The organism is Streptomyces sp. VNUA24 (assembly GCF_029167005.1).
GTDB classification, from domain to species: Bacteria; Actinomycetota; Actinomycetes; order Streptomycetales; family Streptomycetaceae; genus Streptomyces; species Streptomyces scabiei.
In genome coordinates this window covers 6,801,558-6,816,635 of the sequence record NZ_CP119143.1, presented here as the reverse complement: position 1 = coordinate 6,816,635, position 15,078 = coordinate 6,801,558, and the positions used below count along the sequence as shown (strand labels likewise).

12 protein-coding genes are annotated in these 15,078 nt (G+C 71.3%); 6 read left to right on the top strand and 6 right to left on the bottom strand.

Annotated elements, in window-relative coordinates:
• The first annotated feature begins 86 nt into the window (after nt 1–86).
• On the top strand, nt 87–1,841 hold the full coding sequence (locus PYR72_RS29215; RefSeq protein ID WP_275458053.1) for an LCP family protein: 1,755 nt from the start codon (nt 87–89) through the stop codon (nt 1,839–1,841).
• Nucleotides 1,842–2,117: 276 nt separating this feature from the next.
• Nucleotides 2,118–3,818 (top strand): LCP family protein, encoded by a 1,701-nt coding sequence (locus tag PYR72_RS29210; RefSeq protein ID WP_275458052.1) that lies wholly within the window; start codon nt 2,118–2,120, stop codon nt 3,816–3,818.
• 94 nt (nt 3,819–3,912) lie between these two features.
• Here PYR72_RS29210 and PYR72_RS29205 read toward each other — a convergent pair whose 3' ends face one another.
• On the bottom strand, nt 3,913–4,941 hold the full coding sequence (locus PYR72_RS29205; protein ID WP_275458051.1) for a glycosyltransferase family 2 protein: 1,029 nt from the start codon (nt 4,939–4,941) through the stop codon (nt 3,913–3,915).
• A 212-nt stretch (nt 4,942–5,153) separates the two neighbouring features.
• Between PYR72_RS29205 and PYR72_RS29200 the strand changes: the two genes are divergently transcribed.
• Together PYR72_RS29200 and PYR72_RS29195 are read left to right on the top strand one after the other, a co-directional pair.
• On the top strand, nt 5,154–6,515 hold the full coding sequence (locus PYR72_RS29200; RefSeq protein ID WP_275458050.1) for an LCP family protein: 1,362 nt from the start codon (nt 5,154–5,156) through the stop codon (nt 6,513–6,515).
• A gap of 130 nt (nt 6,516–6,645) precedes the next feature.
• Complete coding sequence (locus tag PYR72_RS29195) at nt 6,646–7,923, top strand: LCP family protein (protein ID WP_275458049.1); 1,278 nt, start codon at nt 6,646–6,648, stop codon at nt 7,921–7,923.
• 66 nt (nt 7,924–7,989) lie between these two features.
• On the opposite strand, the gene PYR72_RS29190 is transcribed toward PYR72_RS29195, so the two are convergent.
• Both PYR72_RS29190 and PYR72_RS29185 read right to left on the bottom strand, forming a co-directional pair.
• Nucleotides 7,990–8,355: a four-helix bundle copper-binding protein gene (locus tag PYR72_RS29190; protein ID WP_013003101.1), complete on the bottom strand. Its 366-nt coding sequence runs from the start codon at nt 8,353–8,355 to the stop codon at nt 7,990–7,992.
• Nucleotides 8,356–8,531: 176 nt separating this feature from the next.
• Nucleotides 8,532–9,689 carry an acyl-CoA dehydrogenase gene (locus PYR72_RS29185; protein ID WP_275458048.1) on the bottom strand — a complete coding sequence of 386 codons (1,158 nt, stop codon included), beginning with the start codon at nt 9,687–9,689 and terminating at the stop codon, nt 8,532–8,534.
• 218 nt (nt 9,690–9,907) lie between these two features.
• Between PYR72_RS29185 and PYR72_RS29180 the strand changes: the two genes are divergently transcribed.
• Nucleotides 9,908–11,251 (top strand): UDP-glucose/GDP-mannose dehydrogenase family protein, encoded by a 1,344-nt coding sequence (locus PYR72_RS29180; RefSeq protein ID WP_275458047.1) that lies wholly within the window; start codon nt 9,908–9,910, stop codon nt 11,249–11,251.
• A 162-nt stretch (nt 11,252–11,413) separates the two neighbouring features.
• On the opposite strand, the gene PYR72_RS29175 is transcribed toward PYR72_RS29180, so the two are convergent.
• A complete protein-coding gene (locus PYR72_RS29175; RefSeq protein ID WP_275458046.1) occupies nt 11,414–11,920 on the bottom strand; it encodes a CGNR zinc finger domain-containing protein in 507 nt (168 codons plus the stop codon).
• A 105-nt stretch (nt 11,921–12,025) separates the two neighbouring features.
• Here PYR72_RS29175 and PYR72_RS29170 point away from each other — a divergent pair, with 105 nt between their 5' ends.
• Entirely contained in the window at nt 12,026–12,388 is a 363-nt protein-coding gene (locus PYR72_RS29170) for a VOC family protein (RefSeq protein ID WP_275458045.1), read from the top strand.
• An 88-nt stretch (nt 12,389–12,476) separates the two neighbouring features.
• Here PYR72_RS29170 and PYR72_RS29165 read toward each other — a convergent pair whose 3' ends face one another.
• Together PYR72_RS29165 and PYR72_RS29160 are read right to left on the bottom strand one after the other, a co-directional pair.
• Complete coding sequence (locus tag PYR72_RS29165; RefSeq protein ID WP_275458044.1) at nt 12,477–13,721, bottom strand: dipeptidase; 1,245 nt, start codon at nt 13,719–13,721, stop codon at nt 12,477–12,479.
• 166 nt (nt 13,722–13,887) lie between these two features.
• The gene (locus PYR72_RS29160) at nt 13,888–15,075 is read right to left on the bottom strand and encodes a dipeptidase (protein WP_275460552.1); all 1,188 of its coding nucleotides are present in this window, start codon (nt 15,073–15,075) and stop codon (nt 13,888–13,890) included.
• Between the last annotated feature and the right edge of the window lie 3 nt (nt 15,076–15,078).

Below are 15,078 nucleotides of genomic sequence, written 5' to 3'. Positions count from 1 at the left end.
TTCGGTCGCGCACCAGTTGTATCGAGACCCGAGCGTCCTTTGAGGGGGAAGGCGCCGCGTGGCCCCGACGGAGGAATCAGACAACCGTGGACGCGCAAGGCCGTGGGCGGGCGGACGACATCGACCCCGCAGACCAGTGGGTACTCAACCCGAACACCGGTGAATACGAACTGCGACTGAGTCCTTCCGCACCGCAGTCGGCGGTGCCGAGGCCGCGCCGGGCGGCGCCCGCCACGGCGGGGGCCAAGGTGACGGCGGGCGCCTCCGCGCGCTCCGCGTCGGCGGGCACGGACACCCGGGAGATCCCCGACACGCTGCCGGGACCCCGGCGCCGGCGGGGTGTGCCCGAGGAGGACCCGCTGCCGGGCCGCCGCGGCGGCCGGGGCAGGACCAAGGCGAAGCCCAAGAAGTCGAAGGGCAAGCGGATCCTGGTGTGGACGGGCGGCACGCTGGCCTTCGTCCTGGTGGGCGTGAGCGGCGCGGCCTACCTCTACTACCAGCACCTCAACAACAACATCCAGAAGATCTCGGACGACGGCGCCGGCACCGGCGGCTTCAGCAAGGACCGGGCGATCAACCTGCTGGTGATCGGCACCGACAAGCGGACCGGCGCGGGCAACGGGAGCTACGGCGACAAGGACAGCGTCGGCCACGCCGACACCACGATCCTGCTGCACGTCTCCAAGGACCGTTCGAACGCGACCGCGATGAGCATCCCGCGCGACATGATCGTGGACGTCCCGGACTGCCCGACGACGCAGGAGGACGGCTCCCAGAAGAACATCGCGGGTACGCCGAACGTCCGGTTCAACACCAGTCTCGGCCAGGACGGCCGTACGCCGAGTTGCACGGTGCGGACGGTGGAGGAGCTGACCGGCATCAAGTCGGACCACTTCATGGTGGCCGACTTCAACGCCGTGAAGACACTCTCCACGGCGATCGGCGGCGTCGAGGTCTGCCTCGCCAAGCCCATCAAGGACTCCAAGTCCAAGCTGGACCTCTCCGAGGGCAAGCACACCATCCAGGGCGAGCAGGCGCTGGCGTTCCTGCGCACCCGGTACAGCGTGGGCCTCGGCAGCGACCTGAGCCGGATCGAGCTGCAGCAGCAGTTCCTCAGCTCGATGATCCGCCAGATGAAGTCCGAGGACACGCTCACCGACCCGGGGAAGGTGCTGGACCTCGCGGAGGCCGCCACCAGCGCGCTGAGCGTCGACTCCAGGATCTCCGACATCCAGAAGCTGGCCTCGCTCGGCCAGGAGGTCGGCAAGGTGAAGACGAAGAACATCACCTTCACCACCGTCCCGGTCATCGACAACACCGACGGCGCGACCGTGCTGCCCATGCCGCAGAAGGCCGAGCAGCTGTTCTCGACGATCCGCAACGACATCTCGCTCACCGAGGTGAAGAAGCAGAAGAAGGCGAAGGAGGCGGCGAAGCTCAAGGGCGAGCGCGCCGACGCCTCCGAGGTCCGGGTCAGCGTCTACAACGGCGGTGCCGAGGCCGGCAGCGCACAGGCCACTCTCAGCTGGCTGCAGAATGATGTCGGCGTGACCAAGTCGAGCCAGCTCGGCAACGCCGACAAGACGTTGTCGAAGACGACCCTCGCGTACGACCCCGGCCAGGCCGACCAGGCGCGCAAGCTGGCCGACCTCATGGGTCTGTCCGCGTCCGCGCTGAAGCCCGGCAAGGGCAACAGCGAGACCAACGCCCAGGGGCTGCCCTCGATGGTGCTGACCCTCGGCAAGGACTTCCAGGGAGCGGGGGTGCCGCTGGACGCGACGTCCGCGGCGGACCTGGACGTCGAGAAGAACACCGCGGACAAGGAAAAGTGCGCCAGTTGATGACCTGAGGGGGTCGTGGCGCGTCTTTCAGGACGCAAGTGCAGTCGAGAGTCGGTGACTCACCGGACGGGCGCGGGAACGCGCCCGGCCGGTCGGTTCTGATGTCGCCGTGATGCCGTGGGGCGGCCTGCCGCCGCAGCGACCCATGCCCACGTGTCATCCGGCCGGAACGCATGACGCGTTCAACAGAACATGAGTACATCCGAGCCGGGGTCTCGACAGTCCAACAGGAGGCGGGGGCGTCCCCGTCACAGCAGGGTGGGGAGGGGCAGGGAGATGGTACGGAGTGACGTGCGCGGGGACGGGGGGCGACCGCGCGTCGAGGAACCCGGCGACCGGGAAGGGGACCTGGAGCCGGAGGACGGCTCGGCCGGTTCCGACGGCGACTCGGACGGCTCGGGCGGCGACGCGGACGTCAAGGTCCCGGAGCAGAGACGGGGCAACCGCCGCGGCGGCGGCGACGGCGGTGGGCGGGGGCGCGCGAAGACGAGCGCGAAGCCCCGGCGCAGACGGGTGCTGCGCTGGTCGGCGACGGTCCTGGCGGTCGTGATACTCGGCACCGCGGGCGCCGGTTATCTCTACTACCGGCACCTCAACGGCAACATCAAGAAGGAGAAGCTGAACCTCGGCGACACGAAGATCGCCGAGCCCACCCCGAACGCGGCCGGACAGACCCCGCTGAACATCCTGCTCATCGGCTCGGACGCGCGGGACACCAAGGAGAACCAGAAGCTCGGCGGCGCCCGCGACACCTTCGACGGCCCGCCACTGGCCGACGTCCAGATGCTGCTGCACCTGTCCGCCGACCGCAGCAACATGTCGGTCGTCAGCATGCCCCGGGACACCCTGCTCGACATCCCCAAGTGCACCGACCCGGACAGCGGCGAGGTGTACGGGGCGCTCACCCACGCGATGACCAACCAGTCGCTGGAGCGCGGCGGCCCCGGCTGCACGGTCGCCACCTGGGAGAAGCTGACCGGCATCCGTGTCGACCACTTCATGATGGTCGACTTCGCCGGTGTGGTGTCGATGGCGGACGCGATCGGCGGTGTGCCGGTGTGCGTGAGCGCCAACATCTACTCGCACACCAGCGAGGGCAAGGGCTCGGGGCTGAAGCTGGAGAAGGGCACCACGTACATCAAGGGCAAGCAGGCCCTGCAGTGGCTGCGCACCCGGTACGGCTTCGAGGACGGCAGCGACATCGCGCGGGCCAAGGCCCAGCACCAGTACATGAACGCGATGGTCCGCGAGCTGCGCGAGAACGCCACGATCACCAACCCGAACAAGCTGCGCAGGCTGGCCGAGAAGGCCACCGAGTCCCTCACGGTCGACGACGGTCTCGGTGACGTCGCCAAGCTCTACGACCTCAGCACGGAGCTGCGCAAGGTCGAGCCGGCCCGGATCACGATGACGACGATGCCGTTCACGTACGTCGGCGCGCGTGTCGTGCCGAAGGAGGGCGACGCGGAGAAGCTGTTCCGGCTGGTGCGGGAGGACATCGCGCTGGACGGCAAGGACAAGAAGAAGACCGCCGCCGTGGAGGCGGGCTCCGACGACCCGGCGGCGGCGACGGACCGGATCGGCGTGCTGGTGCGCAACGGCACCATGACGTCCACCCTCGCCCCGGTCGCGGGCCGCGCGCACACGGTGTCGCAGCTGCTCGTCAAGGAGGGCTTCGCCAAGGCCACGTCCGACACGACCAGCGCGGTCGTCGAGGACAAGACGGTCGTGCGCTATCCGAGCGCGGAGCTGGAGGGCGACGCCCAGGCGGTCGCCAAGGCGCTCGGCATCCCGCTGGGCCAGGTGGAGAAGTCCACCGACGTCACGGGGGTCACGCTGTTCGTCGGCGCCGACTGGCGCGAGGGCGACACGTACAAGGCCGCGAAGACGGACGACAAGACCCCGGAGTCGGCGGACGCGCTGAACGGGGCGAAGACGGACGCCTGCATGGAGGTCAACCCGGGCTTCACCTGGTAGGTGCCGTACACGCTCGGGTTCCGCCCGGAAGGCGCACACACCTCGGGCCCCTCTCGCGGACGGGAGGGGCCCGAGGTGTCGTGCGCTGTCGTGCTCAGCTCTCCGCGAGCACCGCGGGGCGGCGGGATGCGATGACCTTGCGCGCCAGGGACCTGGGGCTGGTGAGGAAGCCGAAGCCCCAGGACATGTGCATGGTGGCGAGGGCGACGGGGATCCGGAGGCGGGCCTTGAGCGGCAGCCCCTTGCCCGCCGGGACCGAGCCGGCGACGATCGCCGCGAGGTAGCCGCCGGGGACGACGAAGCCCAGCGGGGTCAGCAGGGCGCCGACCAGGACACCGGCAGCGATCGCGCAGACCGCGGCCGGCGGGGCGAGATAGCGCAGGTTGATGGAACCCTCGTGGTAGCGGGCGACGACGTGCCGCCAGCGCCCGTAGTCCTTGTACTGCTTGGCGAGCGCCTTCACGCTGGGCCGGGGCCGGTAGGACACCCGCAGCTCGGGCGAGAACCAGATGAGGCCGCCCGCCTCCCGGATGCGGAAGTTAAGCTCCCAGTCCTGGGCGCGGATGAACTCCACGTTGTAGCCGTCCTGCCGCTCCAGCGCCTCGCGCCGGAAGACGCCCAGGTAGACCGTCTCCGCCGGGCCGGCCTGCCCGCCCGTGTGGAAGGCCGCGTTGCCGACGCCGATCTTCGAGGTCATCGCGGCGGCGACCGCGTGCTCCCAGTCGTTCTCGCCCTCGGCGTGCATGATGCCGCCGACGTTCTGCGCGCCGGTCTCCTCCAGGAGCCGTACGGCGGTGGCGATGTAGTTCGGCGAGAGGATGCCGTGGCCGTCGACCCGGACCACGATCGGGTGGCGGGACGCCTTGATCGCGGCGTTGAGCGCGGCGGGTGTCCGCCCGGTGGGGTTCGGGACGGTGTGCACGCGCGGGTCCTCGGCCACGAGCCGGGCCGCGATCTCGTCCGTGCGGTCCGTGGACGGACCCAGGGCGATCACGACCTCCATCTCGCCGGCGTACTCCTGCGCGAGGATCGCTTGGACGGCTCCGCGCAGATGCCGCTCCTCGTTGAGGACGGGCATGATCACGGACACGGCGGGGAGCGGCACGTCGGGCTTGGCGTTCATAGGGGGCTCACGTTACCGCGAACGGGGGACACCGACGCGCGCCGCCCGGTCGCGTGGACGGGCCGTCGATCCCGGGGCCCTACGGTGCTCACGGTTCCCTGACTCCCCTCACCGGTCTCGCGGAGGTGTCCCCCGTGTCCACACCGCCCCGCCGCCCAGCCCGCCCGCAGCAGCCCCGCCCTCCCGTGCCCCCGCGGCGGCGGAGCTGGGCCATGCGGGCGGTGACCACGCTCTCCGTGGTGGTGCTGGCCGCCGCGGGCATCGGGCACGCGGTGGTGACCCGTCTGGACGGCGAGATCAAGCGGGTCGACGCCTTCAAGGACATGAAGAACCGCCCCGAGGCGGGCCACGGCATGAACGTCCTGCTGGTGGGCACCGACGGCCGCGACCGGATCAGCGAGGAGGAGCGGCGCAGGTACCGGCTGGGCGGCGCCCCCTGCCACTGCACGGACACGATGATGATCGTGCACATCTCGGAGGACCGGGAGCGCGCGAGCGTCGTGAGCCTGCCGCGCGACTCGTACGCCGAGACGCCCGGGCGGACCGACCGCGCCACGGGCCGGACCCACAAGGGTCACCCGATCAAGCTGAACGCGGCCTACGCGGAGGGCGGCCCGCAGCTCACCGTGCGCACGGTCGAGCACATGACCAGGGTGAAGATCGACCACTACGTCGAGGTCGACTTCACCAGCTTCATGCGCACCGTCGACGTCCTCGGCGGGGTCCGGATCTGCACCGCCCAGCCCCTCAAGGACTCCTACACCGGCCTCGACCTCACCGCCGGCACCCATGAGCTGGACGGCGGCCAGGCCCTGCAGTACGTCCGCTCCCGGCACGCCGACGGCTCCTCCGACCTCGGCCGCATGAAGCGCCAGCAGCGCTTCATGGCGTCGCTGATGTCCCAGGCCACCTCCTCCGGCGTCCTGCTCAACCCGATGAAGTTCCGGGACATCACCCAGGCCGTCCTCGGCTCCGTCCGCGCCGACAAGGAGTTCGGCACCGGCGAGCTGATCGACCTCGGACGCGCGCTGCGGAACCTCACCCCGGCCTCGTCCGAGTTCACCACCGTGCCCATCGGGCGCATGGGGTACGCCGTGAAGGGCATCGGCTCGACCCTCAAGTGGGACGACGCGAAGGCGGCCCGCCTGTTCGAGGCCCTGCGCGACGACCGCCCGCTCGCCCCCTACAAGGCGCGCGGCGCGCACACCCTGGTCGAGGTCGCCCCGCAGCAGATCCGCGTCCAGGTGGAGAACGGCACGGCCGTCCCCGGCCTCGGCAGGAAGGTGGACCGCCAGCTGGCCGCCACCGGCTTCCGCACCACGAAGGCCCCGGTCAACGCCCCGCGGCAGGACGTCCGCCGTACGGTCGTCGTCTACGACCCCCGGTGGGACCGCTCCGCGCACTCCCTGGCGACCGCCCTCCCGGGCTCGGAACTGCGCCCGGTGCGCGCCCAGGGCCCCATGCTCCGGGTCGTCGCGGGCTCGGACTTCAAGCAGGTCCGCAAGGTGCGGGCGGAGAACACCGGGCAGGGCGAGTCGGGTGTGGTGCGGGGCGACCAGGTCTCGTGCTCCTGACCGTCCCGATCATCCGGAGCGCCCGCTCCCCTACAAAACCGTGCAATTTGTGTCGGCTTCGCAACAGCCCTGCCTTTGTTTTTCATCGACCCTTGTAAAGGGCATGGCCCGACCCGGCACACTGGGGCGCATGAACGATTGGCCCGAGGGATGGTCCGGCAACAACCGTGGCGGCGACTACGCCCAGCCCGACGGTCCGCGTGTGATGCGCCAGGTCCGCCGCGGCCCGTCGGCACCCCCTCAGGGTGGTGTGCCCCAGCAGCCGTCGTACGGCGACCCGTACGGTGACGGCTACGGCAACAGCGGCCCCGACCAGTACGGCGGCGGCAACCACCAGAGCGACTACAACACCGGCCAGGTGTACGGCGCCGGCGGCACCGGCGGTCCGGGCGGCCACGGCGGCGGCCGGGGCGACCGTCCCGCGCCGAACTGGCGGCGCCGTATCAAGCTGACGGCGATCACGGTCACCGTGGTGGTGCTCGCGACGACGATCGGCACGTACTTCTGGGCCGACTCCAAGCTGAACCGCGAGGTCGACCTGTCGAAGGTCATCGACCGGCCGGAGGCGGGCGAGGGCACCAACTACCTGATCGTCGGCTCCGACAGCCGTGAGGGCCTGTCCGCCGACCAGAAGAAGGAGCTGCACACCGGCTCCGCCGACGGCAAGCGCACCGACTCGATGATGATCCTGCACACCGGGTCCAACGGGCCGACGCTGGTCTCGCTGCCCCGCGACTCGAACGTCACGATCCCGACGTTCGTCGGCTCCGAGTCCGGCAAGACGTTCAAGGGCACCGGCCGGCAGGTGAAACTGAACGCGGCGTACGCCGAGGACGGGCCCGAGCTGCTGGTCCGCACCGTCGAGGCCAACACGGGTCTGCACATCGACCACTACGTGGAGATCGGCTTCGCGGGCTTCGCGAACATCGTCGACGCGGTCGGCGGTGTGGAGATCGACATCCCCAAGGGCGGCCTGAAGGACACCAAGTCCGGCGCGAACTTCGAGGCCGGCAAGCAGACGCTGAACGGCGAGCAGTCCCTCGCCTTCGTCCGCACCCGCTACGCCCTGGCGCGCAGCGACCTGGACCGTACGAAGAACCAGCAGAAGTTCCTCGCGGCCCTCGCCAGCCAGACGGCGACGCCGAGCACGATCCTGAACCCCTTCAAGCTGTACCCGACGATGAGCGCGGGCCTGGACACCCTGATCGTCGACAAGGACATGAGCCTGTTCGACCTGGCCGACATGTTCTGGGCGATGAAGGGCGTGACCGGCGGCGACGGCAAGTCCATGAACATGCCGATCTCGGGCAACACCGGCAACGGCAACCTGCAGTGGAACACCGAGAAGGTGAAGCAGCTGGTGCAGCAGCTGAAGAACGATGAGACGGTGACGGTGTCGGACAACTGACCCCGCGAGCCGCGTGGTCGAGGGGCACTCCGTGACGGGGTGCCCCTCGGTCGTGTGCCGTGCGGGTCAGGCGGTCGCGCCCGCCATCGTCCGGCACGTCTCGGAGCAGCGGCGACACGCCTCGGCACAGCGCATCATCTGCTGATCGTCCGGCATGGACATACACGCCTCCGCGCACATGTCACAGGCGCGGGCGCACATCGCGCACATCTCGGCGGACAGCGGCGAGCGGCGCATCATCATGTCCGCGCACATACGGGTCATCTCGGCGCAGTCCATCAGGGCGCGCATGATCTGCATCTGGGCCTGGCCGCCGGCCTGCATGCAGGAGCTCATGGTCTCCTCGCACATGCTGTGGCACGTCATGCAGGCGTCGATGCACTCCTGCATCTCCTTGCTCATGGTGGTCATGGCTCCGGCGTGCTGCGTCATGGCTCCTCCTGGGGGTGGTGGGAGCGGGGTCCGGGGCGGACCCCGTGCCCTTCCGTCCTACGCCCGCCCGCCCCCGTCCGCCATCGGGCGGACGGAAACAATCCGCCCCTTCCGCCCCGGAAGACAACAGCCCCCGGCGGGGTGCCGGGGGCTGTGCACGGACTGCGCCGAAGGGATTACGGCAGGTTGCGGGCCATGACGATCCGCTGGACCTGGTTCGTGCCTTCGTATATCTGCGTGATCTTGGCGTCGCGCATCATGCGCTCGACCGGGTAGTCGCGGGTGTAGCCGTAGCCGCCGAGGAGCTGGACGGCGTCCGTGGTGACCTCCATGGCGACGTCCGAGGCGAAGCACTTGGCGGCGGCGCCCTGGAAGGTGAGGTCCTTGTCGCCGCGTTCGGACTTGGCGGCGGCCTGGTAGGTCAGGGCGCGGGCGGCCTCGATCTTCATGGCCATGTCGGCGAGCATGAACTGGATGCCCTGGAAGTCGGCGATCGGCTTGCCGAACTGCTTGCGCTCCTGGACGTAGCCCTTGGCGTAGTCGAGCGCGCCCTGGGCGACGCCGAGGGCCTGGGCCGCGATGGTGATGCGGGTGTGGTCCAGGGTCTTCATCGCCGTGGCGAAGCCGGTGCCCTCCTCGCCGATCATGCGGTCGGCGGGGATGCGGACGTTGTCGAGGTAGACCTCCCGGGTCGGGGAGCCCTTGATGCCGAGCTTCTTCTCCGGGGCGCCGAAGGAGACGCCCTCGTCGGACTTCTCGACGACGAACGCGGAGATGCCCTTGGAGCGCTTGTCCGGGTCCGTGACGGCCATGACCGTGTAGTACTCGGAGACGCCCGCGTTGGTGATCCAGCGCTTCACGCCGTTGAGGACCCAGAAGTCGCCGTCGCGGACCGCGCGGGTCTTCATGCCGGCCGCGTCGGAGCCGGCGTCCGGCTCGGAGAGGCAGTACGAGAACATCCCGTCGCCCTTGGCGAGCGGGCCCAGGTACTTCTTCTTCAGCTCCTCGGAGCCGGAGAGGATCACGGGCAGGGAGCCCAGCTTGTTGACGGCCGGGATGAGGGAGGACGACACGCAGGCGCGGGCCACCTCCTCGATCACGATGACCGTGGCGAGCGCGTCGGCGCCGGCGCCGCCGTACTCCTCGGGCACGTGCACGGCGTGCAGGTCGTTGGCGACGAGCGCGTCCAGCGCCTCCTGCGGGAAGCGGGCCTCCTCGTCCACGGCGGCGGCGTGGGGCGCGATCTTCGCCTCGGCGAGGGAACGGATCGCGTCACGGAGCATGTCGTGCTCCTCGGACGGGCGGTACAGGTCGAAATCAGCCGATCCGGCCAAGGTCTCTCACGCTCCTGACGCTAACTACCGTTAAGTAACTCAAATTTTAGAGGTCGGCCCACGGGACCGGTACGTGAGTTTGACGACAGGCCGCGGCGGCCTCGTCGGGGGGAATCTGCCCGGTGAGGGCCCCGGACACGCCCCGACTATGCTCACGAGCACGCATGCACACGGCTGTGCGTGCGTGCCCGCCCCGGCCGGACATCCCAGGAGCACCCATGGCCCTCAAGATCACCGTGATCGGCACCGGCTATCTCGGCGCGACCCACGCCGCGGCCATGGCCGAGCTGGGATTCGAGGTGCTCGGGCTCGATGTCGTCGACGAGAAGATCGACATGCTGCGCCGGGGCGAGGTCCCGATGTACGAGCCGGGCCTGGAGGAGCTGCTGCGCAGGCACGTCGCCGGGATCGAGGGCTCCACCGGGCGGCTGCGCTTCACGACCGACTACGCCGAGGTCGCGGCCTTCGGCGACGTCCACTTCGTCTGTGTGAACACCCCGCAGCGGCACGGCGAGTACGCCTGTGACATGTCCTACGTCGACGCGGCCTTCGCCTCGCTCGCCCCGCATCTGACGGGCCCGGCCCTGGTCGTCGGCAAGTCGACGGTGCCGGTGGGGTCCGCCGACCGGCTGGCCGCGTATCTCGCGGAGCACGCGCCCGCCGGGGCCGACGCCGAGCTGGCCTGGAACCCGGAGTTCCTGCGCGAGGGCTTCGCGGTGAACGACACCCTGCACCCGGACCGGATCGTGGTGGGTGTGCGGAGCGAGACGGCCGAGAAGCTGCTGCGGGAGGTGTACGCGACACCGGTGGCCGAGGGGTCCCCCTTCGTCGTCACCGACTTCCCGACCGCCGAGCTGGTGAAGACCTCCGCGAACTCCTTCCTCGCCACCAAGATCTCCTTCATCAACGCGATGGCGGAGGTGTGCGAGGCCGCCGGGGGCGATGTCGCGAAGCTGGCGGAGGCCATCGGGCACGACGACCGGATCGGGAAGAAGTTCCTGCGGGCCGGCATCGGGTTCGGCGGGGGCTGTCTGCCGAAGGACATCAGGGCGTTCATGGCCCGCGCCGGCGAGCTGGGCGCCGACCAGGCGCTCACGTTCCTGCGGGAGATCGACTCCATCAACATGCGCCAGCGCGGTCAGATGGTGGAGCTGGCCCGGCAGGCGCTGGGCGGCGGGTCCTTCCTGGGCAAGCGGGTCGCCGTGCTCGGCGCGACCTTCAAGCCCGACTCCGACGACGTACGCGATTCCCCCGCCCTCAACGTGGCCGGGCAGATCCATCTCCAGGGCGGCCAGGTCACCGTCTACGACCCCAAGGGCATGGACAACGCCCGGCGGCTCTTCCCGACGCTCGGGTACGCCGACTCCGCGCTCGCGGCCGTGCGCAACGCCGACATCGTGCTGCATCTGACGGAGTGGCGCGAGTTCCGCGAGCTGGACCCGGCGGCGCTGGGCGAGGTCGCCTCGACCCGGCTCGTGCTGGACGGCCGCAACGCCCTCGACCCGGAGCTGTGGCGGCGGGCGGGGTGGACGTACCGGGCGATGGGGCGGCCGACGGCCTAAGGACACCGTCCGACGGCGTAAGGACATCCGGCCGGGGCCGGGGCACGCGGGCGGGTCGGTCTTCCCGGGCACGGGCGACGCCGCTCCGGCCGAGGCTCAGTCGGCCGGAACGGCGTCTCCCCGCATTGTCCACGGTTCCGGGCGCCGGTGGGGGCGAAGCGCTTACTTCGCGCGGTAGCGGCGCATCTTGGCGCGGGCGCCGCACACCTGCATCGAGCACCAGCGGCCCCGGCCGGCCGGGCTGCGGTCGTAGTACGCCCAGTGGCAGTCGGGGGCCTCGCACGCCTTGAGGCGCTGCCAGGTGTCCGCCGTGAGGGCCTCGGCGACGGCCGCGGCCACGCGCGCGACCAGCGGCGCCGGGTCGGTGGCGGGGCGCAGGACGGCGGAGCCGTCCTCGGCGGAGACCGCGACGATCAGGGGCGCGGCGGCCAGCAGCGCGCCGAGCGGGGTCACCGGGCCGTGCGGCGCGTGCCCGGCGTGGGCCAGCAGGGTCGCCCGCAGGGACTCCCGCAGCTCGCGTACGGCGGCGAGGTCGTCGTCGGGTGCCAGGCCGAGGCGGACGCGGCTCTCCGGGGTGTCCAGCCGGTCGGCGCCCGTCTCCAGGTCCAGCGTGTTCACCAGGCTCTCGACGAGGGCCAGGCCGCCGGGGGCGGACGCTCTCGCACTCATACCGGGGACGTTACCTCTATTTGGCATGCATGAGGTAACCGTTACTGGTTACCCTCCTCTACAGGTAACCGGAGTTCGCACGCAGCAACGAACAGGGAGAAGGCCATGGCCATCGCCGAGCTGGATGTCGTCGTTCTGGACTGTCCCGACCCGGCCGCGCTCGCCGGGTTCTACGCCGAGGTGCTGGGCGGGAAGGTCAGCGGGGAGGGGGACTGGGTGGATCTGGAGGTGCCGGGCAAGGGGGTGCGGCTGGCGTTCCAGCAGGCGCCCGGGTTCGAGGCGCCGCGGTGGCCCTCGCCCGAGCGCTCGCAGCAGTTCCACCTCGACCTGAACGTGGCGGACATGGACGCGGCGGAGAAGGAGGTGCTGGCGCTGGGGGCGACGGTGCTGGACGCGGAGGACCGGGAGCGGGGGTTCCGGGTGTACGCGGACCCCGCGGGGCATCCGTTCTGCCTCTGCCGCGCCTGAGTCCCGCGACGGGAGCAGGGGTGCGGGGAACCGGGCGGCCGCGGGCCGTGCGGTTCCCCGCACCCCTGCCCGGGGCGCGGCGGCCCCGTCAGCCGTCCAGGTCGGCGATGCTCGCCGTCGAGGCCTCCCGGCGGTCCTTCGCCGCTCTGGCCGTGAAGTCGGCGGTGCGCAGGACCCGCTGGACGTTGCCCCAGGTGAGGAGCGCGAGGTCGGGTTCGGACCAGCCCCGGTGCATGAGTTCGGCGATCAGGCGGGGGTAGCAGGAGGCGTCGTTGAGGTCCTCGGGGTGGGCGGCGCCGGAGTCGTAGGTGCCGGACAGGCCCACGCACTCGGGGCCGGCGATCGCGCGCACGTGGTCGAGGTGGTCGGCGACATCGCGGACGGACGGGCCGGTCTGCTCGGCGGTGAGCGGCACCATGCACAGCCCCCGTGCCTCGCCCAGCGCGGCCAGGAGGTCGTCGGAGAGGTTGGCGGGGTGGGCCCGGAGGGCGCCCGCCGCCGAGCGGGTGCACACGACCGGGGCGCGGGAGAGCGCGAGCACCCGGCGCACGGTCGCCTCGCCGGCGCCGGAGAGGTCGGCGAGGACGCCGACGCGGTTCATCTCGCGGACCACCTCCTCGCCGAACCGGCTCAGCCCCGACTCGCCCGCCCAGGAGGCTCCGGCCAGGGTGAGGGCCTTCAGGCCGAGCGTCTGCAGCGCGCGCAGGATGCCCAGGGAGCCGCCGATCGCCGGCGCTCCGGCCGGGCCGAGCAGCACGGCGACGCGGCCGCGGTTGCGGGCGTCGGTGGTCTCCCCCGCGCTGTTCACCAGCCGCAGGCCCTCGGGGTGGGCGTCGACGACCGTCCGGACCAGGTCCAGCTGCTCCAGGGTGGCGTCGACGGGCCGCTCGCCCGCCGGGCCCTCCGGGAGGTGCAGCGACCAGAACAGGGCGCCGATGTGGCCCTTGCGCATCCGCGGCACATCGGTGTCCACCCCGCCCTCGCCCAGCTCCAGGTCGTACCGGGGCAGCTGGCGCAGCACCCAGGGCAGGCCGCTGTAGCCGTCGGCCACGGGGTGGGCGGCCAGGAAGGCGTGCGCCTCGGCCAGCTCGTCGGAGGGCTCGGAGGACTCCGCGGACGGTTCCGCGGAGGGCTCCGTGGACGGCTCGGTGGCGTGGTCGGCGTCCACGGCCCGGCCGCTGTCGGCCCCGGCCCGCCCGTCGCCGGGGGCTATGGGCTCCGCGCCCCGCGGCCGGTGGCCGGGTTTCCCGGGCCGGTCGTGGGGGGTGTCGGGGGGCGTGTCGAGTTCGCCGGCCTCCCCCGCGGCGTGCAGTTCGTCCTGCAGATCTGCCATGGCGGACCTCCGTAGCCGTTGGGTGATCGCAGTACTCGTCACCGTGGCACGGAGGCCGTCCGCCTTCCTGGCGGGTGGCGCGTTCGGGTTGAACGGCGGCGCCGGGGCCGCCGTACGCCACCCGGGTGATGTCCGGGCGGCGCCCGGGGTCACCCGTGCGGCCGTGTCACCCGTCCAGCTGTTCGCGCGTCGCGTTCGACGGGCCCGTCCGGGCCTGGAGGTCCCGGGCCACGTCCTCCGCCGCGCCGAGCACCCGGACCGCGTTGCGCCAGGTCAGCTTGGCCAGATCGGTCCGGGACCAGCCGCGGTCGAGCAGCTCGGCGATCAGGTACGGGTAGCAGGAGACGTCGCCCAGGCCGTCCGGGAGGAAGGCCGTGCCGTCGTAGTCGCCGCCGATGCCGAGGTGGTCGATCCCGGCGACCTCGCGCATGTGGTCGAGATGGTCCGCGACCGTGGACACCGTGGCGACCGGGCGGGGGGTGCGCTCCTCGAAGGCGCGGTGGACCGCCATGGCCTCGGGGGTGGTGTCGAGGTGGTGCAGACCGTGGGCCCGCATGTTCTCGTCGGCGTCGGCCGTCCAGTCCACGGCGGCCTGGAGGACGAACTTGGGGACGAACGTCACCATCGCCACGCCCCCGTTGGCCGGGAGCCGTTCCAGGACGTCGTCGGGGATGTTGCGGGGGTGGTCGCAGACCGCCCGCGCGGAGGAGTGGGAGAAGATCACCGGGGCGGCGGAGGTGTCGAGCGCGTCACGCATCGTCGTCGCGGCCACGTGCGAGAGGTCGACGAGCATGCCCTCGCGGTTCATCTCCCGCACGACCGCCCGGCCGAAGGCCGACAGACCGCCGACCGCCGGCTCGTCCGTCGCGGAGTCCGCCCAGGGGATGTTGTCGTTGTGGGTGAGCGTCATGTAGCGCACGCCCAGCGCGTACAGCGCCCGCAGGGTGGCGAGGCTGCTGTCGATGGAGTGGCCGCCCTCGGCGCCCATCAGCGAGGCGACCCGGCCCTCGGCGCGGGCCGCCTCCATGTCGGCGGCGGTCAACGCGGCCCGCAGCTCGGCGGGGTAGCGGTCGATCAACTGCCTTACGCAGTCGATCTGTTCGAGGGTCGCGGGTACCGCCGCCGGCAGGAACGCCTCGTTCGAGGGCACGTACACCGACCAGAACTGCGCGCCGACCCCGCCCGCGCGCAGCCGTGCCAGGTCGGTGTGCAGGAACGCGCTCTGGTCGACGGCGATGTCCCGCGCATCGAGGTCGTAGCGGACCTGTTCGCGCAGCGCCCAGGGCAGGTCGTTGTGCCCGTCCGCGACCGGGAACTCCCGCAGCAGCTCCCGGGCCGCCTCCAGCGATGTCATGGC